The 20,788-nt window shown below is 60.6% G+C and carries 16 protein-coding genes; 7 read left to right on the top strand and 9 right to left on the bottom strand.

Annotation, left to right across the window (positions count from 1 at the left end):
* Positions 1-3 precede the first annotated feature (3 nt).
* Positions 4-1,329, bottom strand: a complete 1,326-nt coding sequence (locus C9422_RS16040; protein WP_007976973.1) for an MFS transporter — start codon at positions 1,327-1,329, stop codon at positions 4-6.
* A gap of 267 nt (positions 1,330-1,596) precedes the next feature.
* Between C9422_RS16040 and C9422_RS16035 the strand changes: the two genes are divergently transcribed.
* Entirely contained in the window at positions 1,597-2,469 is an 873-nt protein-coding gene (locus tag C9422_RS16035; protein WP_116581309.1) for a LysR family transcriptional regulator, read from the top strand.
* A gap of 104 nt (positions 2,470-2,573) precedes the next feature.
* On the opposite strand, the gene C9422_RS16030 is transcribed toward C9422_RS16035, so the two are convergent.
* Entirely contained in the window at positions 2,574-3,440 is an 867-nt protein-coding gene (locus tag C9422_RS16030; RefSeq protein ID WP_116581308.1) for a LysR substrate-binding domain-containing protein, read from the bottom strand.
* 109 nt (positions 3,441-3,549) lie between these two features.
* Here C9422_RS16030 and C9422_RS16025 point away from each other — a divergent pair, with 109 nt between their 5' ends.
* The 3 genes from C9422_RS16025 (at position 3,550) to C9422_RS16015 (ending at position 6,454) form a co-directional block, all read left to right on the top strand.
* On the top strand, positions 3,550-4,659 hold the full coding sequence (locus C9422_RS16025; RefSeq protein WP_116581307.1) for a 2-aminoethylphosphonate--pyruvate transaminase: 1,110 nt from the start codon (positions 3,550-3,552) through the stop codon (positions 4,657-4,659).
* A 152-nt stretch (positions 4,660-4,811) separates the two neighbouring features.
* Positions 4,812-5,639, top strand: coding sequence for a phosphonoacetaldehyde hydrolase (gene phnX / locus C9422_RS16020; protein WP_102700637.1), 828 nt, complete (start codon positions 4,812-4,814; stop codon positions 5,637-5,639).
* Between the two features lie 254 nt (positions 5,640-5,893).
* Positions 5,894-6,454, top strand: coding sequence for a cytochrome b (locus tag C9422_RS16015; RefSeq protein WP_116581306.1), 561 nt, complete (start codon positions 5,894-5,896; stop codon positions 6,452-6,454).
* Between the two features lie 131 nt (positions 6,455-6,585).
* Here the strand turns inward: C9422_RS16015 and C9422_RS16010 are convergent, their stop codons facing one another.
* The 5 genes from C9422_RS16010 to C9422_RS15985 form a co-directional block, all read right to left on the bottom strand.
* Positions 6,586-7,503, bottom strand: a complete 918-nt coding sequence (locus tag C9422_RS16010) for a 1-aminocyclopropane-1-carboxylate deaminase/D-cysteine desulfhydrase (RefSeq protein WP_116581305.1) — start codon at positions 7,501-7,503, stop codon at positions 6,586-6,588.
* Positions 7,504-7,689: 186 nt separating this feature from the next.
* Positions 7,690-9,729, bottom strand: a complete 2,040-nt coding sequence (locus C9422_RS16000; protein ID WP_116581303.1) for an FAD-dependent oxidoreductase — start codon at positions 9,727-9,729, stop codon at positions 7,690-7,692.
* Positions 9,730-9,953: 224 nt separating this feature from the next.
* Positions 9,954-10,340 carry a tautomerase family protein gene (locus C9422_RS15995; RefSeq protein WP_116581302.1) on the bottom strand — a complete coding sequence of 129 codons (387 nt, stop codon included), beginning with the start codon at positions 10,338-10,340 and terminating at the stop codon, positions 9,954-9,956.
* A 47-nt stretch (positions 10,341-10,387) separates the two neighbouring features.
* Positions 10,388-11,845, bottom strand: coding sequence for a coniferyl aldehyde dehydrogenase (locus C9422_RS15990; RefSeq protein ID WP_116581301.1), 1,458 nt, complete (start codon positions 11,843-11,845; stop codon positions 10,388-10,390).
* A 109-nt stretch (positions 11,846-11,954) separates the two neighbouring features.
* Entirely contained in the window at positions 11,955-14,330 is a 2,376-nt protein-coding gene (locus C9422_RS15985) for a crotonase/enoyl-CoA hydratase family protein (protein ID WP_116581300.1), read from the bottom strand.
* Between the two features lie 139 nt (positions 14,331-14,469).
* Here C9422_RS15985 and C9422_RS15980 point away from each other — a divergent pair, with 139 nt between their 5' ends.
* Positions 14,470-15,435: a LysR substrate-binding domain-containing protein gene (locus C9422_RS15980; RefSeq protein ID WP_116581299.1), complete on the top strand. Its 966-nt coding sequence runs from the start codon at positions 14,470-14,472 to the stop codon at positions 15,433-15,435.
* Positions 15,436-15,439: 4 nt separating this feature from the next.
* Here the strand turns inward: C9422_RS15980 and C9422_RS15975 are convergent, their stop codons facing one another.
* Positions 15,440-16,399 carry an AraC family transcriptional regulator gene (locus C9422_RS15975; RefSeq protein WP_256589972.1) on the bottom strand — a complete coding sequence of 320 codons (960 nt, stop codon included), beginning with the start codon at positions 16,397-16,399 and terminating at the stop codon, positions 15,440-15,442.
* Between the two features lie 177 nt (positions 16,400-16,576).
* Here C9422_RS15975 and C9422_RS15970 point away from each other — a divergent pair, with 177 nt between their 5' ends.
* Both C9422_RS15970 and C9422_RS15965 read left to right on the top strand, forming a co-directional pair.
* Positions 16,577-18,163 carry a GMC family oxidoreductase gene (locus tag C9422_RS15970; protein WP_116581298.1) on the top strand — a complete coding sequence of 529 codons (1,587 nt, stop codon included), beginning with the start codon at positions 16,577-16,579 and terminating at the stop codon, positions 18,161-18,163.
* A gap of 147 nt (positions 18,164-18,310) precedes the next feature.
* Entirely contained in the window at positions 18,311-18,970 is a 660-nt protein-coding gene (locus tag C9422_RS15965) for a MarC family protein (RefSeq protein WP_116581297.1), read from the top strand.
* A gap of 81 nt (positions 18,971-19,051) precedes the next feature.
* On the opposite strand, the gene C9422_RS15960 is transcribed toward C9422_RS15965, so the two are convergent.
* The gene (locus C9422_RS15960) at positions 19,052-20,764 is read right to left on the bottom strand and encodes an arylsulfatase (RefSeq protein ID WP_165824782.1); all 1,713 of its coding nucleotides are present in this window, start codon (positions 20,762-20,764) and stop codon (positions 19,052-19,054) included.
* Positions 20,765-20,788 lie beyond the last annotated feature (24 nt).

Raw genomic sequence — 20,788 nt, 5'->3', positions numbered from 1 at the left:
GATTCAGGTACGCAGGGGTTTGATGTTCATCGCCCGATCGGGCGCGCAGGGATGCTTGGTTTTCAGGCCGCCGGGGCGGCTGTTCCAGTGCGGGATCAGCACCAGCGCCGAGAACATCGCGCAGCCGGCGAAGACAATGAATACGGTGACCGAGTCGAAGTAACCCGGCAGCAATCCGCCGAGCACCGCCCCGACGGAACCGCAACCGTTGACGAACCCGGCCGCCGTCGCACCGGCCTTGGCCGTGCCGAAATCGATCGCCGCCGCGCCGCTGATCATCGAGTCCGGCCCGTAGAGGGTCAGGCCCATCACGAACAAGAGCGCCACCACCAGGACCACACTGCCGGTATGCAGGGCACCCATGAACAATGCCAGGGTCACGGTGAGTGCCAACAGACTGAGTACGCAAGCCGGCATGCGTCGGGCGCCGAACAGTTTGTCCGAGGCCAGGCCGATCATGATCGGACCGAGCAACCCGGCCAGTTCGAACGAGGTCGGAATGATCGCCGCACCGACCTTGCCCACCGAAGGCATCTGTTCGAAGACGATCACCGGTCCCCACAGCAGGATCGCGTAGCGCGCCGGTTTCAGCATGAAGTACGCCAGCCCCAGCACCAGTACCGTGCGGTTGCGCAGGATTTCCTTGAGTGGCACCCAGATACTGATTTTGCTTTGGGCAAGGGCTTCTTCAGCGGTCAGTTCGGGTTCCGGCTCCACAGCCGGCAAGCCGACGTCTTCAGGTTTGTTGCGCTGGAAAATAAAAAACAGCACGGCGACCAGCCCAACCACCGCCGCACTGGAAACAAACGCCGCATGCCAGGTGCCGATGAGCGTATACGCCCACCAGCCGGCAAACGGCGAGGCCACGAGCCCGCCAAAGGCGTAGCAGGAACTCCACAGGCCCAAAACCCGCCCGCGCTGTTCGGAGGGAAAGAAACTGCCCAGGTTCTTGCACAATCCCGACCAGCCGGTGGACTGCGCCAGGCCTTGAATCAGCATGCAGGTAGCAAAAATCGGTAACGTCGCAAAGTTGCCCATCACCAGCGCCGCACCCGCGGAAATCAGCAACCCGCCGAGCACCACCACCCGCGGACCGAAGCGGTCGGCCAGGATGCCCCAGGTGAACTGGCCGACTGCGTAAGCCGTCAGGTAGATGGCGTCGAGGTTGGCCATGGCCATTTTGTCGAGCATGAAGGTCGGGTCTTCGGCGATGCCGAGTTTGGCCACCGAGAAGGCTTTGCGGGTGAAGTAGAAAGCGGCGTAGGCGAGCCAGGTGATCGCGAAGATCTGCACGCGCCAACGCTTGATGGTGCCGATGTGCTTGTTCATTGTGGTTCTGACCTCAGGGTGTGAGTGTGCCGGCAGAATTGGAAGCAAACGCCTGTTTTTTTATTGTTGAGCACTGCGATATCGCCCTGTCCCTACGGCGGATACCGGTCAGATGAGTCCTGTTTTGCACGCCCAGGCTCATGGCACCCGCTGCGGTTCGACTGACCGGTCAGCGGGGCTGAGAGTGATAAAAACAATTACTGTTTAATAAGTGAAATCGATTTATTGTATTTCCAAAATAAGCTTTGCTTGTTACTGGAGATATCGATGTCGGTTTCCCACGCCCAACTCAAAGCGTTCCATGCCGTTGCGGTACATGGAAGCTTTACCAAAGCCGCCGAGCGGCTATTTCTGACGCAGCCGGCGATTTCCGACCAAGTGCGCAAACTTGAAGAGCGCTACGGTGTTTTGCTGTTTCACCGCAACAAACGTTCGGTACGCCTGACCGATCTGGGCGAACGCCTGCTGAGCGTTACCCAGCGGCTTTTTGTGATTGAGGCCGAAGCCCAGGAACTGCTGCAGGATTCCCAGGCCCTGCAGACCGGCAGCCTGATTCTGGCGGTGGATGCGCCGGTGCACGTGCTGCCGCAGATTGCCCGATTCTGCGAACGCTACCCCGGCATCAGCGTGAAGATCGAAACCGGCAACACCGATGAGTCGCTGTTTCGACTGTTCAACTATCAGGCCGACCTGGCGTTGCTGGGCCGTGACGTCAGTGACGAACGCCTGATCTCCCTGCCCCTGCGCAATGACCCGATGGTGGCGTTCGTGTCGCGCAATCATCCGTGGGCCGACCGTGAATCCATCACCCTCGCCGACCTCGATGACACACCGCTGGTACTGCGGGAAATCGGTTCGGTGACGCGCCAGACCCTGGAGGAGGAAATGGCCGGCGCCGGGCTGCGCATTCGTCCGGCGATCCAGGTTGAAGGTCGGGAAGCCGCTCGTGAAGCGGTGGTGGTCGGGATTGGCATCGGCGTGGTGTCGGCGGCCGAGTTCGGCGCCGACTCACGGGTGTGCGCCTTGCCGATTACCGATTGCAAACGCCGCCTGACTGAAACGCTGGTGTGCTTGCGCGAGCAGAGTTCGCGGCGAATCGTGGCGACGTTTCTCGAGATGGTGCGAGAAAGCCTCGACTGACCCTCTGTAGGAGCTGTCGAGTGAAACGAGGCTGCGATCTTTTGATCTTGAAAGTCAAAAGATCGCAGCCTCGTTTCACTCGGCAGCTCCTACAGGGGAATGGGTCAGTTCAGATTCGGCGCCAACCCGAAAAATGCCTGAATCAACCGCAAATCCCGGCGCCGCTCCATGCACCCGATCATGTGCCGGTTCACCAATCCCTCACCAATGATCGGCACCGCCGCCACTCGCGGGTCGTGGCTGACTTCCACTGACGACACCACCCCCACCCCCAGTTCGGCGGCCACCGCCTCGGTCACCGCTTCGCGGCTGTCCAGTTCCAGCAGCACCCGCGGATTGACCCTGGCCTGGGCGCAAGCCTCATCGAAGGTGCGCCGGGTGATCGAACTCGGTTCACGCAACACCATGATCACCTGATCCAGCTCCCTGAGCTGCACGCCATTGGTCTTCTGCGCCCAAGGGTGCCCGTCGGGCACCAGTGCACAAATCCGTGATTCGTTCAGTGGCTGCAGATGCAAGCCCTTGCGCGGCTCGACTTCGGTCAGCACCGCGACGTCGGCATGTTCGGACAGCAGCGCCGCCAGGGTTTCCTGAGCGTTGCCCAGGCGCAGGTTCACCGTGATCCCCGGATAGCGCGCGCGCAGGCTGGCAAGCATCGGCATGACCATGTGCGGACCGTCCGCCGCCACCTCCAGGCGCCCGGTCAGCAACTGCCGGTTGGCTTCGAGCATCACCTGCGCCTCTTCGGCCAGGCCGAACATCGCCCGAGTGATCGCCGCCAGCTTGGTCCCCTCCTCCGTCAGTTCCACACGTCGGGCGGTGCGGCGCAGCAGGGTGATCTGGTAGTGCTCTTCCAGCGCCTTGATGTGCCCGGTGACCGCCGGCTGGCTGATGAACAGCCGCGCCGCCGCCCGGGTAAAGCTGCCTTCCCGGGCCACGGCATCGAAGGCACGGAGCTGAAACAGGTTCATGAATAACCCTCACTGATGGCTAGCATAACAATAAACAATTTGATTGATAGCACGGCAAATTGCAATTTAAGCCCCGTAGCTTCATCCCATCGAATGCGAGGACACGAACATGAGTGCTGCCGAACCTATCCTGCTCACCCCCGGCCCGTTGACCACTTCGGCCCGCACCCGTCAGGCGATGATGATCGACTGGGGTTCATGGGATGACCGCTTCAATCAACTGACCGCCAGCCTCTGCGAGCAATTGCTGGCGATCGTCAACGGCGCCGCGACCCACCACTGTGTGCCCTTGCAAGGCAGTGGCACCTTCGCCGTCGAGGCCGCGATCGGCACCCTGGTGCCTCGCGATGGCAAGGTTCTGGTACTGATCAACGGCGCCTACGGCAAACGCCTGGCGAAAATCTGCGAAGTGCTGGGCCGTTCCTTCAGCACCTTCGAAACCGCCGAAGACGAACCGACCACCGCTGCCGACGTCGACCGCCTGCTGCGTGCCGACAACGGCATCACCCACGTCGCCCTGATTCACTGCGAAACCAGCACCGGCATCCTCAATCCGCTGCCGGAGATCGCCCAGGTCGTCGCCGGACACGGCAAGCGCCTGATCATCGACGCCATGAGCTCCTTCGGTGCCCTGCCGGTGGACGCGCAACAAGTGCCGTTCGACGCCCTGATCGCCGCCTCGGGCAAATGCCTGGAAGGCGTGCCTGGCATGGGCTTCGTCTTCGCTCGCAAAGAATCCCTGGCCAGTGCCGCCGGCAACTCGCATTCGCTGGCGATGGACCTGCAGGACCAGCACGCCTACATGGCCAAGACCGGCCAGTGGCGCTTCACCCCGCCGACCCACGTGGTCGCGGCGCTGCACGAAGCCCTGCTGCAATACAACGAAGAAGGCGGCTTGCCGGCCCGGCACGAACGCTACGCCGCCAACTGCCAGGCACTCATGGAAGAGATGGGCAACCTGGGGTTGCGCAGCTTCCTGCCGGCGGCCATTCAGGCGCCCATCATCGCCACCTTCCACGCCCCGAAAGATCCTCGCTACCAGTTCAAGGAATTCTACGAGCGGGTCAAGGCCAAGGGTTACATCCTCTACCCCGGCAAACTGACCCAGGTCGAAACCTTCCGCGTCGGTTGCATTGGGCATGTGCAACCGGACGAGATGCGCCAAGCCGTGGCCGCGATCGGCGAGGTGTTGCGCGAGATGGAAGTGCTGGAGATCTAACCCACACCGCATTCCCCTGTGGGAGCGGGCTTGCTCGCGAAGACGGACCGACATTCAACGTAGATGTCGGCTGACACACCGCTTTCGCGAGCAAGCCCGCTCCCACCAAAAGCAGCTTCCCTATTAGCCAGTTGCCACAGGACTTGATCACCATGAACTACTCCAACCCAAGCAAACTCCAGGCCGCCATCCTCGACTGGGCCGGCACCGTGGTCGACTTCGGCTCCTTCGCCCCGACGCAGATTTTCGTCGAGGCGTTCGCCGAGTTCGACGTCCAGGTGTCCATCGAAGAAGCCCGTGGCCCGATGGGCATGGGCAAGTGGGACCACATCCGCACCCTGTGCGATCTGCCGGAAGTTGCCGAGCGCTATCGCAAAGTCTTCGGCCGCACACCGACCGACGACGACGTCACCGCGATTTACCAGCGTTTCATGCCGCTGCAGATCGAGAAAATCGCCGAACACTCGGCGCTGATTCCGGGCGCTCTGGAGACCATCGCCAACCTGCGCGAGCAAGGGATCAAGATCGGCTCCTGCTCCGGTTATCCGAAACAGGTCATGGACAAGGTGGTCGAACTGGCTGCCACCAACGGCTATGTGGCCGATCACGTGGTTGCCACCGACGAAGTCCCGAACGGCCGTCCATGGCCGGCCCAGGCGCTGGCCAACGTCATCGCCCTGGGCATCGACGATGTCGCCGCGTGCGTGAAGATCGATGACACCGTGCCAGGCATTCTCGAAGGTCGCCGCGCCGGCATGTGGACCGTGGCGCTGATCTGCTCGGGCAACGCCCTGGGCCTGGATTACGAAGGTTATCGCGCGCTGGGCAGCGACCAACTGGACAGCGAGCGCAAGCGCATCCATGGGATGTTCGAAGATTCGCGCCCGCACTACATGATCGACACCATCACCGATCTGCCGCAAGTGATCGCCGACATCAACAAGCGCCTGGCCAACGGCGAAATGCCGCAATCAAGCTAAAAACCGCACCGCCCTTGTAGGAGCTGCCGCAGGCTGCGATCTTTTGATCTTCGGCGTCATTGCGGACCTGAAGATCAAAAGATCGCAGCCTGCGGCAGCTCCTACAGGGGCCGATGCGTTTTTGCCGTCAATTACCTGATCCAGAGCATCCAGCGATCAATCACCTCAGGCAAACCCGGTGAAACAGGATTACAGTTAAGGCACACCGTCGGACAAGAGCGGTGGCTTTAAACCGGACCTCTGAGGAACACCGAATGCCGTGGAAAAACTCTGCCTCGCGCTACAGCACCGTATCGATCACGCTGCATTGGTTGATGCTGGTCCTGCTGGCGTTGGTTTATGCCTGTATCGAGTTTCGCGGGCTCTTTCCCAAGGGCAGTGGCGGGCGCACGCTGATCGTCGAATCACACTTCATGCTCGGCCTGACCGTATTCGTCCTGGTCTGGCTGCGATTGTTCGCACGCAGTCTCGGCCCGGCGCCGCAGGTCTTCCCCGCCTCGCCGCCGTGGCAAACGACGCTGGCCAGGCTGATGCACTGGGCGCTGTACATTTTCATGATCGTCACGCCGATTCTCGGCTGGCTGGTCACCAGCGCCAAAGGCAACCAGGTGATGTTCTACGGTTTCGACCTGCCGATGCCCATTGCGGAAAACAAGGACCTGGCCAAACAACTCCAGGACTGGCACGAGCTCGGCGGCACTATCGGCTATTGGCTGATCGGCCTGCATGCCGTGGCCGCGCTGTATCACCATTATGTGGTGGGCGATAACACCTTGCTGCGGATGATGCCCAAGAGCGTGAACCGCGACTCCTGAAACCAATGAATTCAAATGTGGGAGCGGGCTTGCTCGCGAAGGCAGTGTGTCAGGCAATACAAAATTGACTGATACTCCGCTTTCGCGAGCAAGCCCGCCCCCACACTGGATCGCAGCGCCGCTCAGTTTTTTTATTTCAATCCCCGCCGCCCCTGCAAGCCGCCGGTGTGGATGAAGATCAGCCGCGTGCCTGGAGCGAACTTGCCTGCAGTGACTTGTTGCTCGAGGGCCATGAGCGCTTTGCCGGTATACAGCGGTTCCAGGGGTACGCCGCTGGCCTGCCCGGTCTTTTCGATGAACTCAAGCAGCAGCGGATCGACCTTCGCGAAGCCGCCGCGACTGGCCTCAAACAGCTCATACGCCGCATCGACCACACCGGCTTCCTGCACGATCCGCTCGACCAGCTGCGCCACCCCATGATCGTCAGGCACCGCCAGGGCACCGTACACCGGGTGATCCCCCGCTTCGGCGAGTACCAGGCCTGCCAGCGTCGTGCCGGTTCCGCAGGCCAGCCACCAGCCGTCGTAGTCGTTCCAGCCTAACCCAGTCAGTTGCGCACAAACCTGCGCCCGCAACTGCATGCACCCTCGTGCGCCGGGTAATCCGCCTCCACCTTCAGGCACCGGATGCAATGTCGGATACTGCGTTTGCCATGGCTGCCAAAAACCGGCCTCGTGTCGCGCCCGATAGCCGCCGTAACCCAGCCAGTGCAACTGCATGCCAAATGCCTGCAAATCCCTCGCGGTCGGCGTTTCCTGAGGATGCCCGCGCAACAGGCCGACAGTGGCAAAGCCGAAACGCCTGCCCGCCGCCGCCAGGGCGTGGAGGTGATTGGAATGCGCGCCACCGAGACTGATGATGCCTTCGGCCCCCGCGCGGTCGGCGGCCTTCAGGTGCTCGATGAGCTTGAACCATTTGTTGCCGCTGATCAGTGGGTCGATCAGGTCCAGACGCAGGATGGCCACTTCGATGCCGGCGTGGGTGAGCCAGTCGAGATCAAGGCGTTCGAGGGGGGCCTGGGGTAGCCAGGTATCGGGAGGGAGAAGCATCAATGCCGGCTCTGGGTGAAGAGCCGGCATGTTATCACCCGGTTTGTGGCGAGGGAGCTTGCTCCCGCTCGCCTGCGCAGCAGGCGCAAACCCGGAACACTCGATACTTCTGATGTGCCGGACCTACCGATTTGGGGCCGCTTCGCGGCCCAGCGGGAGCAAGCTCCCTCGCCACAGACCAGTCTGTTACAACTCAGCCGCCAACCGTGAACCCTGATTGATCGCCCGCTTGGCATCCAGCTCTGCCGCGACGTCCGCGCCACCGATCAGGTGCACGCTTTGCCCTGCCGCCACCAGGCTTTCATGCAACTCGCGCAGCGGGTCCTGCCCGGCGCAAATCACGATGTTGTCCACTGGCAGCACCTGCGGCTCGCCGGTTTCGCCGATGCGGATGTGCAGGCCTTCGTCGTCGATCTTCAGGTATTCAACGCTGTTGAGCATCTGTACCTGCTTGTTCTTCAGACCCGTGCGATGGATCCAGCCGGTGGTCTTGCCCAGGCCGTCGCCAACCTTGGACTTCTTGCGCTGCAGCAGGAACACCTCGCGGGCCGGCGCATGGGGCGCAGCCTTGATACCGGCGACACCACCGCGTGCCTCAAGGTGCGTATCGATGCCCCACTCCTTCCAGAACGCGGCGCGGTCCTGACTGGTGGCGACACCTTCATGAACGAGGAACTCGGAGACGTCGAAACCAATACCACCGGCACCGATCACCGCGACACGCTTGCCGACCGGTTTGCGCTCCAGGATCACATCCAGGTAGCTCAGCACCTTGGCGTTTTCCACGCCAGGAATCGCCGGCACGCGCGGCGCAATGCCGGTGGCCAGGATGATCTCGTCGTAGCCGCCCTCGACCAGCTGTGCCACGTCGACGCGGGTGTTCAGGCACACCTCGACGTTGGTGGTCTGCAGCTTGCGGTTGAAGTAGCGAAGGGTCTCAAAGAACTCTTCCTTGCCCGGCACGCGCTTGGCGATGTTGAACTGACCGCCGATTTCGCTGGCCGAATCGAACAGCGTCACCTGATGGCCACGCTCGGCCGCCACGGTCGCGGCGGACAAACCGGCAGGGCCGGCACCGACCACGGCGATTTTCTTCAGTTGCTGCACGGGCAGGTAATTGAGTTCGGTTTCGTGGCAGGCACGCGGGTTCACAAGGCAACTGGTCAGCTTGCCGCCAAAGGTGTGATCGAGGCAGGCCTGGTTGCAGCCGATGCAGGTGTTGATTTCATCGGCGCGACCTTCAGCGGCCTTGTTGACGAAATCCGGGTCGGCCAGGAATGGCCGCGCCATGGACACCATGTCGGCATCGCCCTCGGCGAGGATCTGCTCGGCGACTTCCGGCGTGTTGATGCGATTGGTGGTGATCAGCGGAATATTCACCGAACCCCGCAGCTTGGCCGTGACCTTGCTGAACGCCGCACGCGGCACTTTGGTGGCGATGGTCGGAATCCGCGCTTCGTGCCAGCCGATACCGGTGTTGATGATGGTCGCGCCGGCCTGCTCGATGGCCTTGGCCAGTTGAACGATCTCTTCCCAGGTGCTGCCGCCTTCGACCAGGTCGAGCATCGACAGACGGAAAATGATGATGAAGTTCGGGCCGACCGCTTCACGCACGCGGCGAACGATTTCCACCGGCAGGCGCATGCGGTTTTCATAGCTGCCACCCCAGCGGTCGGTACGGTGGTTGGTGTGGGCGGCGAGGAACTGGTTAATGAAATAACCTTCGGAGCCCATGATTTCCACACCATCGTACTCGGCGGTTTGCGCCAGTACCGAGCAGGTGACGAAATCGCTGATCTGCTTCTCGATGCCTTCCTCGTCCAGCTCCTTGGGCTTGAACGGGTTGATCGGCGCTTGAATGGCGCTGGGTGCAACCTGTTTCGGGCTGTATGCATAACGACCGGCGTGGAGGATCTGCATGCAGATCTTGCCGCCCGCGTCATGAACGGCACGGGTGACGATACGGTGCTTGAGCGCCTCTTCTTCGGTCGTCAGCTTGGCCGCACCGGAATACACGCCACCTTCATCGTTGGGGCCGATACCACCGGTAACCATCAGGCCGACACCGCCACGGGCACGTTCGGCAAAGTACGCCGCCATGCGTTCGAAACCACCCGGTTTCTCTTCAAGGCCCGTGTGCATCGAACCCATCAGGGTGCGATTGCGCAGCGTGGTGAAACCCAGGTCCAGCGGAGCCAACAGGTGCGGGTATTGAGCGGCGGTCATCGGTAACTCCACATCGATCGATCACGGAAAGTGCAGGAGCTCTGTGGCCCCCGTCAGTCATGTTCGACAGACTAAGAGTCGCGACGCGGCCGCTCAATGACCGTAACTGACAACTTAATGATCGAAATGTGCAGCAACAGGGAGTGACTGGGAAATAGCTGCTACACCCGCGGATGCCCAACAAGCGCGAAAATGCGCAAATGTTTTCGTCGCAGCAAAGCGTGTCAGGCCACTTCAGGTGGCTGTTCCGGCTCCGGAAAAATATGACCGCCTTCCATGGCCCATGAAGCGGGAATGTCGACCACTGCCACGACCACTGCATTCGCATCGGCCCCGGTGACGGCCATGTAAACCTCGGTGATTGCGCGCAGGATGGCGTGGCGCGTCGCTTGTGGTCGTCCTGCACGGATCTGGCCGCGAATTATCGCGGGGGCCGCGACTTGGCCGGCGGTGAATGCGCTTCCCGCTTCAAGCTCCTTGAACAGCACGTGCACGTAGCTGGCCGGCGCGCCCGTCTCCTGGGTGTGAATGGATGTGATGGACTCGGCCAGCGATTGGCGTTGACGCTCGCTGAGCGTTCCCTTGACGGTCTGGCATTCATAGAGGGGCATGGAAAACTCCTTTGAAGACGTTCTGCAACAGTCAGCTACACAGGGCTTCAGCCCTTCAACTGGATGATCAGTTCGATCAGCTTGTTGGGCTTGAGCGGTCCCTTGTCGTAGGGCGGCAGCATCATCCTGGTGGCGGCGAAGAAGCCCTGACGATAGACAGGGCGCATTTTGGAAAAGGTCTGAAAGCCTTCGTAACCGTGGTAATGGCCCATGCCGCTGGCGCCGACGCCGCCGAAGGGCATGTCGTGCTGAGCCACGTGCAGCAGCGCGGTGTTGATGCATACGCCGCCCGACATGATGTGGGTCACGTAGTAGTCCTGCAGGGCGCGGTCCCTGGTGAAGGGATACAGCGCCAGTGGCCTGTCGTGCTGGTTGACATAACCAGCCACGTCTTCGCGGCTGGTGTAGGTCTTGACCGGCAGCAGCGGGCCGAAGATCTCGCGCTGCATGATGACCATGTCGTCGCTGACGTCGAATACCAGGGTCAGCGGGAATTTGCGCAGGGTCTTGTCCGGCGTCTGGTCGGGGAAAAGATTGACCACCCGCGCGCCCTTGGCCACAGCGTCATCCAGCGTGGCCTGCATGCGGTCATAGGCGCGCTGGTCGATCATGGACGTGTAATCGGCATGATTGATGTCGGGGTAGCGCTCGGCTATTACCCGCTGGGCTTCGCGTTCGAAGTCCGCCTCGGAGCCGGCGGGAATGAAGACGTAGTCTACGTTGGTGCAGATCTGTCCCGCGTTGAAGGCCTTGCTCCACATGATGCGATCGACGGCCAGGGTCATCGGGAAATCCGGCGCGACCACAGCGGGTGATTTTCCGCCCAACTCCAGTGTCACCGGGGTCAGGTTGCGCGCAGCATTCGCCATCACGGCGCGGCCGGTCTGACCCGAGCCCGTGAAGAAGAGATGGTCGAAGGAGATCGAGGAAAAAGCCGGGCCCACCGAGCCATTGGCGCCGCTGTCTTCGAAGAACTGAAGCTGTTGCGGCGGGAAGTATTTCGGTGAGATGGACATCAGAAGACGCGTCAGATTGCTCGAGTTTTCCGACATCTTGACCATCGCCCGGTTGCCGGCGGCGAAGATGGCGGTGAGTGGCCCGAACGACAGCAGCAGCGGAAAGTTCCAGGGTACGATCACGCCGACCACGCCCAGCGGCTGGGGAATGACACGGTTGCTGGAGGTGGGGTAGACCATCAGATCGATGTGGCGTTTCTGCGGTTTCATCCACTTCTTCAGGTGCTTGATGGTGGACTTGATGTCTCCCAGCACGACGAAAAACTCGGCGAACAGCGTCTCGAAGGTGGAGCGGTTGCCGTAGTCCTGGTTGATCGCTTCGATCAGTGCCTGGCGGTTGTCTTTCAGCATCCGCGCCAACTTCTTGAGGTCTTCCACGCGCTGGGCATGGCTGCGCTCGGGCATGGCAAGGTAGGCGGCGCGTTGGTGCTCGAAGCAGGATTGCATGGCGGGGGGAACGATGGGCTGGGCAATATTCAGGGCACTCATGCCGAGGTCCTTGTGTAGTGATTGAAAGGCGGCAAATGGGTTTGGCTACGCTTGTCGCGCAGCCGCCCCCCCTTCTATTGCAAAGGATTCAATGCCTCAGGTGTGGCGCTCACGCGTCCTTGAAGTTCGGCGCTCGTTTTTCCAGGAAGGCTGCAGCGCCTTCCTTGAAGTCTTCTGCGCCGGTCAACCGGGCGACTTCACTTAGCAGAGTTGCAAGCGCCGCCTCGGGGCCTTTTTCACGGGCCAGGCGCACCGACGCTAGCGCTGCCTTAACCCCGGACGGTGAGTTCTGCGCAATCAGTCGTGCGAATTCGAAAGCGCGCGTCATCAGCTGGCTCTGCGGGACGACTTCTTGCACCAGCCCCATCCGGCAAGCGGACTGAGCATCGAACTCTTCCGCTGTCAGGATGTAGCGAAGCGCGTTACCGAGACCGATTTTTGCCGGCAAGAACACGGTGGCCCCCCCGAACGGGAACAACCCGACTGCCACCTCGCGTTGAATGAACGTGACATCGTGCGCGGCGATAACGATATCCGCCGCTGCCGCCAGCTCCACCCCCAGGTTCATGCACTTGCCATGAACGGCGAGGACCACCGGCTTGCTCCGGCGGCGAACGGTCGGGTCGATTTCGAGCATATCCACCAGCGATGGATCGCCGATACGCAACTCTCCCCGTGCGGCGAGAGGCGCAGAGCTGACGATGTCCATGCCCGAGGTAAAGAGCAGGCCGTTGGCATGCAACACCGCACAACGCAGGCTTGGATCGTCTTCGTAGATCGCCATGGCCTTGGCCAGGCCGATGAACATGTCGCGGTCGAAGGCATTCATCTTGCGCGGACGGTCCAGGCAGATCGACAGCACATTACCGTGGCGTGTGATGACCACCCGATCCTCGAGGCGGTCGCCGGACACGGCATGGGTTTCGCGTTTTTCGCGCTCGCGCAGTACCAGGATCCGCCGCAGGATTTTCCCTGCCGGGTTTTTCGGAATGGCGTCGATGAACTCGATGTCGCGCAGTTTCTTGTAGGGGGTTACACGCTGTGCGACGAAGTCGATCAGTTCGGCTTCTGTCACAGGTGAGCGCAGCACAACGAAGGCTTTGGGCACCTCACCGGATTCGGTGTCAGGGCTGGGCACGACGCCGGCATCGGCCACCGCCGGGTGCATCAACAACACACTTTCGAGTTCGACCGGGCTGATCTGGAAGCCTTTGAACTTGATGAACTCTTTGGCGCGGTCGATGATTCGCAGATTGCCGTGTTCATCGATCCGGCCGACATCTCCGGTTCGCAGCCATCCCTGCGCATCGATCGTTTCGGCGGTTGCCGCCGGATTGTTGAAGTAGCCGAGCATCACGTTGGGACCGCGTATCAGCAGCTCGCCATCCGCACCTGGCGCCACGTCCTGGTTGCCGCCGATTTCCACGACCCGCACCTCAATGCCATGCATCACCCGGCCGACCGAACCTTCGGCCTCTTTCGGCATGCCTGGCTCGGAAACAGCGCCGGTGGTGGTGGATTCGGTAAGGCCCCAGCCGTTGAGCACCGGTACTTTCAATCGATCGGCGGCGCTCTTCAGCAGCTCGGCACTGATGGGTGAGGCACCGGAGATGGCCAGGCGCAGGCTCGACAGGTCGAAGTGATCGACCAAAGGATGCTTGGCAAACTGCAAGACAACCGGAGCAACGACCGGAGCGACAGTGATTTTGTAGTCCTGAATCACGCGCAAAGTCACTTCCAGGTCGAGTGCGGGCAACACGATCAAGCGTGCTCCCTGAGAAAGCGCCGAGCCTATGAAGCTGGTCTGTCCATAGATATGGAAGAACGGCAGCGCCGCCAGGATAGTGTCGGACTTGCGGAAAACCTGGGCGGCAGTCACCTGCTCGGTCGCCGCAACGTAGTTGCGATTGCTGAGCATCACCGCCTTGGGGAAGCCGCTGGTGCCACTGGAGAACATCAGGGCCAACAGGTCTTTTTGCAGATCACGGCAGCGCTCTTCGGCCAGAGGCTTGCCCACCAGCAACGAGGCAAACGGCGTGAGGCCCGCGGACTCACCCAGCACGAAAATGTCTTTCAATTCCAACGTGATCAGGGTGTCACGCAGCCTTTCGAAGACTTGCGGGGTGACGATCACACGCGTGGCCCCCACCAGCTTGAGGAGTTCTCGCACGTCCTCCGGCGAGGACATGGGATTGAGTGTGGAGTACACGCCGCCGGCGAAGGCTATACCGTACAGAGCCACCGGGAACCAGATGCTGTTCGGCGCGATGATGGCGGTGACCTCCCCGGGCTCCAGACCGCGCTCTATCAGGTTGCCGGCAAGCACACGCACATGCCTGGACAGTTCGGCATAGGTGAGCTGTTCACCGCTCAGCCCGTCGATCAACGCCGGGTTGTCTGCGTAGCGTTGGATTCGCTCCAGAAATAGCCCGGCGAAGGAACCGACAGGTACTTCCAAAGGCCTTTGCGACAGAAATGAATTCATGTATTTACCCCGCTCGTGGTATTGGTCATCGCGTGTTCCGAGGCACGTTGGTGCGCCTTAGGGGTCATCGACTCGTGAACAACAGTACGAGCGGGGTCGTGAGCTCGACAAACGACATTGGTTTTACTTGGATGACAAAATGTCACGTGAAAAGAAGATCCTCATCCCGGCGGAAAGCGTGCGACAACTGCCCGCGCTCAATGCTTTTGAAGCCGCTGCGCGGCTGGGCTCCTTTCAAGAGGCCGCGACGTTCCTGCACCTGACGCCTTCGGCCATCAGTCACCAGGTTCGAAGGCTGGAAGGCGTATTGGGTGTGGCGCTTTTTGTTCGACGCAATCGGCAAATCGAATTGACCGAAAGCGGTCGCAAGCTGCAGCAGCACGTCAGCCGGGGGCTGGCCGAGATCTCTATCGGGCTTCAGGCGGTCAAACAAGCCAGTGACACCAGCCCTTTACGCATCAGCGTGGCGCCCAGTTTCGCGGCTACCTATCTGAGTGCGGGCATGGCGCAGTTCGAACGTGAGAACCCGGACATCACCGTGCATATGGAGTTTTCATCCAGGGTGGCCGATCTGGAAGCCCGCGAGCTGGACATCGCCATTCGCCATACCACGCAAACCCGATTCAACGTTTTTTCCGAAAAACTGGCAGATGTATCCGGTGCGCCTGTCTGTGCACCGCAAATAGCGGCAAGACTCGTTGCCGGGGAACGTATCGAGAGTATCCCTCGCATTGCGCTAGCCCAGGCGCCTGGGGTCTGGACGCTTTGGAATCAAGCCGCCGGACGCATGGATATCCCGCCACAGCGTGAGCTGCTTTTTGAAAATCTGAGTGATGGCCTGCAGGCGGCCATTGACGGTCACGGATTGATGATGGCTCCGCTGGGGCTTATCGAAAAGCACCTGAAGAATGGCCAATTGGTCCTGCCTTTCAAGGAGAGGCTGGAGCGAGTGTCTGCCTACCGCCTGCTGTGTCTCAATGGCAATGAGATGTCTCCCAAAGTCTTGCGGCTGCGGCGCTGGTTAAAGGCTGTGATTCGCAAAAGCGGCCATTTCGGCGACGGTCTCGATGTCGCCAGCCATCAGGTCCCGCGCGAGGATCGATAACCTTTCATTCAAACAACTGACGGCGCCTGGCTCCCGGCGACATGGAAAACCAGCGCTGGCAAGCGCGATTGAACACGCTCTGTTCGCTATAGCCGAGCAGACCGGCAACCTGGGACATCGGCATGTGCCGCTCCGCCAGATAGTGATCGGCACGGTCACGCCGCAGGCTCTCGACTATTTCATCGAAGCTTCTCCCCTGCTCGGCCAGCCTTCGCTGCAACATACGCACGTGCATGCCCAGTTGCTCGGCAATCAATGGCAAACGGCAACGCTGTATCGGCATCATGCGCAAGACCAGGCGCTCGACCTGGCTGACAACATCCGACGTCGCTTGCAAGTCGAACTGCTGGAAATACTGTTCCAGTGCGCGATGCAGGTAGGGTGCCTGCTGTTCAATCCGCTGATTGAGTTGTTCGTCACGAAGTACCAGGGCGTTGCAGGATTGGCCGGTGCACACGGCAGTTTTGAAATAGCGTCGGTACCGTGCCTGAGCCGCTGGGTGATTGGCGGAAAACAGAACCGCCTGGGCAACGAAGTTGTCGCCATACAGCAGCTTCATACCGTTATGCGCCACCCCCATTGCCAGCTCCACCATTTGCCGTCGCGGGGTCGGTCCGGACAGGCGGATGTCGATCAACAGGCGCGGCGCGTGGTTCTCGCTGAGGTCCAGATCAAGCTGGATGCCCGGGCTGTGGTAGCCGATAAAACGGATGATTTGCTCCAACGCCTCCCCCGCCGTTGCGCACGTTCGAGCGATGACCGCAATCGGCCCCAGGACGTGCAAGTCCTGGTACTCGGCCATGCGCAGGCCAAAGTCAGGGCAATCGAGCTCTCGTGCGGCAAACTCCAGCAGCCCGACCAGCGAACGCAACGGTACCCGTGCCTCCTCGTCCATCAGCACGTCCGGATGGATGCGGAAGCGCTCGAGCATGAGGTCGGCTTGCCCGCCGAGCTGGCTTGCCACCTCACGGAATCCGGTCAACGAGCTTGATCTGATCAATGTAGTCATGTCGTCAAAGATCAAATAATTGGCATGAGAGGTCAATTATTTTCTAACGCCTTCAGCCAACAATCGGTCCCGGGTACCTTTGTTGCTTCCTGGTGAAGCAGCCCCTGTTCGCTCGCTCGGGATCATTGTGTGATGGAATTCGACTACGTAATCATTGGTGCCGGTTCAGCCGGTTGTGTCCTGGCCAACCGCTTGAGTGCAAATCCCGATATCACGGTATGTTTGCTGGAGGCTGGTCCGGAAGACCGCTCGCCATTGATCCATGCCCCGGTAGGGGTCGCGGCGATCCTGCCGAGCCGACACGTCAATTGGGCATTTCACACAGTACCGCAGCCCGGCTTGAACGGCCGTCGTGGCTATCAGCCACGCGGCAAGGTGCTGGGCGGAAGCAGCTCGATCAACGGCATGGTGTACATCCGTGGCCACCACAGTGACTTCGACGATTGGCAGGCGCTGGGCAACCCCGGCTGGTCGTTCGCCGATGTACTGCCGTACTTTCGCAAGAGTGAGATGAGCCACCGCGGCGCATGCGACTACCACGGAGCGCAGGGCGAACTCTATGTCGGCAAGAACCCGATGCATCCCGTCACGCAAGCGTTCATCGAAGCGGGGCAGATGGCCGGACACCGCCACAATCCCGACTTCAATGGCGTCGACCAGGAGGGCGTTGGCCAGTTCGATGTGACGATCCGCAACGGTCGGCGCTGGAGCACGGCCACTGCGTTCCTCAAACCGGTTCGACACCTGCGCAAGAACCTCACGGTGCTGACTTCGGCTGCGGCCGAACGCATTGTGCTCGAAGGCAAAAAAGCCGTCGGTGTCGAACTGCGTCTCAAGGGCAATCGCCAGAACATCAAAGCACGCCGGGAAGTCCTGCTCAGTGCCGGTTGTTTCGGCAGCCCACAATTGCTGATGCTCTCGGGGATTGGCCCGCAAGAGGAACTCAAACCACAAGGCATCACGGTGCAGCACGAACTGCCCGGTGTCGGGCAAAACCTTCAGGACCATCCGGATGTCGTGCTCAGCTACAGGAGCCAGGATACGTCATTGATGGGTGTCTCCCTGCGCGGCAGTGTGAAAATGGGCAAGGCCTTGATCGACTATGCCCGTCATCGGCGCGGCCCTTTTGTGAGCAACTTCGCCGAAGGTGGCGGCTTCCTGAAAACCGATGCCAAGCTTGCACGCCCGGATATCCAACTGCATTCGGTGATCGCGATGATCGACGACCACAACCGCAAACTGCACTGGGGTCACGGCTTCAGTTGCCACGTCTGCGTGTTGCGGCCCAAGAGCATCGGCAGCGTCGGTTTGCAATCAAACGATCCGAGCGCCCCACCGCGCATCGACCCGAACATTCTCGGGCATGACGACGATGTCGAGACCCTGCTCACGGGTTACCGCATGACCCGCAACATCATTCAACAAGCACCGATGGCGCGTTATGGCTTGAAGGATATGTTCAGCGCGGGCTTGTACGGCGATGAACAACTGATCGAACTGTTGCGCCAGCGTACCGACACCATTTATCACCCGGTCGGTACCTGCAAGATGGGCAATGACGAGCATGCGGTGGTGGACAGCCAATTGCGTGTGCATGGCATCGAGGGGCTGCGGGTGGTGGATGCCTCGATCATGCCGACGCTGGTGGGCGGCAACACCAACGCCGCTTCAATCATGATCGCCGAACGCGCAGCGGACTGGGTGTCCGCCAGCAGGTGATCGTGCTGTCGAATCGACCTTCGGCGTTACTGCCGCAGGTCAGCGGTTTCGCTACACAGGTTCCGAACAGTGCGGCAGTGGTTTGAGGTGATTTGTTCCTGATCAGCTAAGGTAACTGGGTCGACCACCCGTTTGGGCAGATCAGCAATGAACTCATACCTCACCCTGTTCTTCGGTATGTTCACAACCCTGCTGGCAATCATCAACCCACTGGAGGCCATTCCGGTATTCCTGGGTCTGCTGCAGGGCAAAGACTCTGCCGAACAGCGCCGCGTTGCACGCAAAGCCTGCCTTTATGCGCTGCTGTTGATGTTTTTCTTTTTGATTTTCGGCAACCTGCTGCTGCGTTTGTTTGAAGTTCCGCTGAGTATGATTCGGGTGGTCGGCGGGGTGATCCTGATGCGGATCGGGTTCGAGCTTTTTGCGCCCTCGCCCGACAGCAGCCTGATTCCAAGCGGTGGCAAAGGCGACGAGGACGTATCTTTCATCCCCATGGCCATGCCGATCATGTTCGGCCCCGGCGCCATTGCCACGGTGATCGGCCTGACCAGCACCATCAAGGACTCCGACCGCGCCGTACTGTCCTTCGCCGTCGTGGCGCTGGCAATCTGCGCCACCATGCTGGTCACTTACCTCTCTTTGGCCTACGCCAACACCATCCTCAAGAAGATTGGCCCGCAAGGCATCGATGCCGCGACCCGCATCGTCGGTTTTTTCGTTTCGGCGATGGGCGTGGGGCTGATCTTTCACGGGACGGTGGAGTTTCTGCAGTCCTATGGGGTACTGCTCAACGCCGTGACAAAGTAGGACAGCAAAGTCCTCATGCCGTCAGAAAACGGGCGCCTGTCTGGGGCGCCCGTCGTTTACTGCAGCTGACCAGCCACGAGGTTAATCGTGTCCGTTATGGCCACTCTGCCGCATGGCTTTGAGAATGCCGTCCAGGTTGTAGGTTTCCGGCGCCTGCATGGGCGGGAAGTCCTTGTACGACATCAACTCCTTCTCCCAGAGCAATTGTCCGATCGGCAGCATGTTCCAGTTGTAGATATAGGCGTTGCCCGGTGAGCCCAAGGCACCGCCATAGCCGGTGATGGACTTGGCGTCGGCACCGACGGTTGTTTCAAAGGGGTCGCGCTTGAGGTTGAGCAGTTGGGTCCAGTGGAAAGTGGTCGCGCCATACAGCCCGCCCGTCGCGGTATCCGGCACCATGGTGTAGTACATCTTCCAGTTCTTGTAGCGCACTGCCGAAGGTTGCGAGCCGGTGTAGTAGAAGAAGGTGTCGCGCGCCGACTTGTCGGACTTGCCGGTCAGGTAATCGGTTTGATCCACGCCATCGAGCTTGGTCTTGACGATGCCGGGGTAATTGCCCGCCATGATCTGCTCGTTCAGCTCATTGCCCTTCTTGCCGCCAGCGATACTGACCAGTGTCGGCACCCAGTCGAGCGAAGCAAAGATGTCGGTCATGACCGTGCCTGGCTTGATCACCCCAGGCCAGCGCATGACCAGCGGAGCGCGCATGCCACCTTCCCAGGTGGTCAGCTTGCCGCCCTTGAACGGGGTCGTGCCGCCGTCGGGGAAGGTTATGGTTTCCGCGCCGTTGTCGGTGGTGAAGACGACTATGGTGTTGTCCAGTTGGCCCATGTCCTCGAGTTTCTTCAGGACATATCCAATGTTGTCATCCAGTTGTTTCATGCCCGCTTCGTTGGTGCCCCAGTCTTTTCCGCCGGGCTCTCCGACCATGGCGTCATACTTGGGTGGCAGCACCGTGGTGATGTGCATGCGTGCCGGGTTGTACCAGACGAAGAAGGGTTTACTGGTCTTCTTCGGATCGTTGCGGTCAAGGAAGTCGATGACCTTGGCGGAGATTTCTTCATCCACGGACTTCGAACGTTCCAGCGTCAGCGGCCCTTCGTCCTTGCACGTGGTGTTCTTCTGCGTACCGTCGCTGGAGACGCAGGACATGACCGGACGAGGTGGCGTCAGGCAGGTGCCTTCCCGCGGATCGATGGCGCCAGGCACGTCCGGCAGCCCGTTGATCGGTGTGGCCTTGCAGGGTGGGGCTATGCCCTGGACCTGCGGCGTCTTGTTGATGTCGACAAAACTCACGCCCTGCATCGCATCGAGGTGATAGAGGTAACCCCAGAATTCCTGGAAGCCGTGGGATGTCGGCAGCGCTTCGAAGTTGTCGCCCAGGTGGTTCTTGCCGAACTCACCGGTGGTATAGCCCAGATCCAGCAGGAACTTGGACAACGCAGGTGTGCCAGGACGCAGCCAGGACGGGCTGCCGGGCAATTGCGGCGGGATCATGCCGGTACGCAGCGGGTGCATCCCGGTAAAGAAAGCGTTGCGCCCCGCCGTACAACTCTGCTCGGCGTAATAGGTCATGAATTTCGCGCCTTCCTGGGCGATGCGGTCGATATTCGGCGTTTCACCCACCGCCAGGCCCTGGTGATAGATGCTCGGCTGCATCCAGCCGATGTCATCGGCCATGATGAACAGGATGTTGGGTTTCTTGTCGGCCGCTTGAGTCACTGTCGACAGGCTGGCTGCACCGGCAAGACTGCTTAACGCCAATCCCGTCAGTACAAGTTTTCTCAGTTTCATGAACTTGATCCTCTTCCAGTTGAT

The sequence above is a fragment of the Pseudomonas sp. B1(2018) genome (assembly GCF_003097365.1).
Classification (GTDB): domain Bacteria; phylum Pseudomonadota; class Gammaproteobacteria; order Pseudomonadales; family Pseudomonadaceae; genus Aquipseudomonas; species Aquipseudomonas laurylsulfatiphila.
This window is presented reverse-complemented; position numbering and strand designations above follow the sequence as displayed.

Excerpts from the sequence above, each read along its gene's own strand:
- C9422_RS16040 (WP_007976973.1), bottom strand. The coding sequence starts at position 1,329 with ATGAACAAGCACATCGGCACCATCAAGCGTTGGCGCGTGCAGATCTTC.
- C9422_RS16035 (WP_116581309.1), top strand. The coding sequence starts at position 1,597 with ATGTCGGTTTCCCACGCCCAACTCAAAGCGTTCCATGCCGTTGCGGTA.
- C9422_RS16030 (WP_116581308.1), bottom strand. The coding sequence starts at position 3,440 with ATGAACCTGTTTCAGCTCCGTGCCTTCGATGCCGTGGCCCGGGAAGGC.
- C9422_RS16025 (WP_116581307.1), top strand. The coding sequence starts at position 3,550 with ATGAGTGCTGCCGAACCTATCCTGCTCACCCCCGGCCCGTTGACCACT.
- phnX (WP_102700637.1), top strand. The coding sequence starts at position 4,812 with ATGAACTACTCCAACCCAAGCAAACTCCAGGCCGCCATCCTCGACTGG.
- C9422_RS16015 (WP_116581306.1), top strand. The coding sequence starts at position 5,894 with ATGCCGTGGAAAAACTCTGCCTCGCGCTACAGCACCGTATCGATCACG.
- C9422_RS16010 (WP_116581305.1), bottom strand. The coding sequence starts at position 7,503 with ATGCTTCTCCCTCCCGATACCTGGCTACCCCAGGCCCCCCTCGAACGC.
- C9422_RS16000 (WP_116581303.1), bottom strand. The coding sequence starts at position 9,729 with ATGACCGCCGCTCAATACCCGCACCTGTTGGCTCCGCTGGACCTGGGT.
- C9422_RS15995 (WP_116581302.1), bottom strand. The coding sequence starts at position 10,340 with ATGCCCCTCTATGAATGCCAGACCGTCAAGGGAACGCTCAGCGAGCGT.
- C9422_RS15990 (WP_116581301.1), bottom strand. The coding sequence starts at position 11,845 with ATGAGTGCCCTGAATATTGCCCAGCCCATCGTTCCCCCCGCCATGCAA.
- C9422_RS15985 (WP_116581300.1), bottom strand. The coding sequence starts at position 14,330 with ATGAATTCATTTCTGTCGCAAAGGCCTTTGGAAGTACCTGTCGGTTCC.
- C9422_RS15980 (WP_116581299.1), top strand. The coding sequence starts at position 14,470 with ATGTCACGTGAAAAGAAGATCCTCATCCCGGCGGAAAGCGTGCGACAA.
- C9422_RS15970 (WP_116581298.1), top strand. The coding sequence starts at position 16,577 with ATGGAATTCGACTACGTAATCATTGGTGCCGGTTCAGCCGGTTGTGTC.
- C9422_RS15965 (WP_116581297.1), top strand. The coding sequence starts at position 18,311 with ATGAACTCATACCTCACCCTGTTCTTCGGTATGTTCACAACCCTGCTG.
- C9422_RS15960 (WP_165824782.1), bottom strand. The coding sequence starts at position 20,764 with ATGAAACTGAGAAAACTTGTACTGACGGGATTGGCGTTAAGCAGTCTT.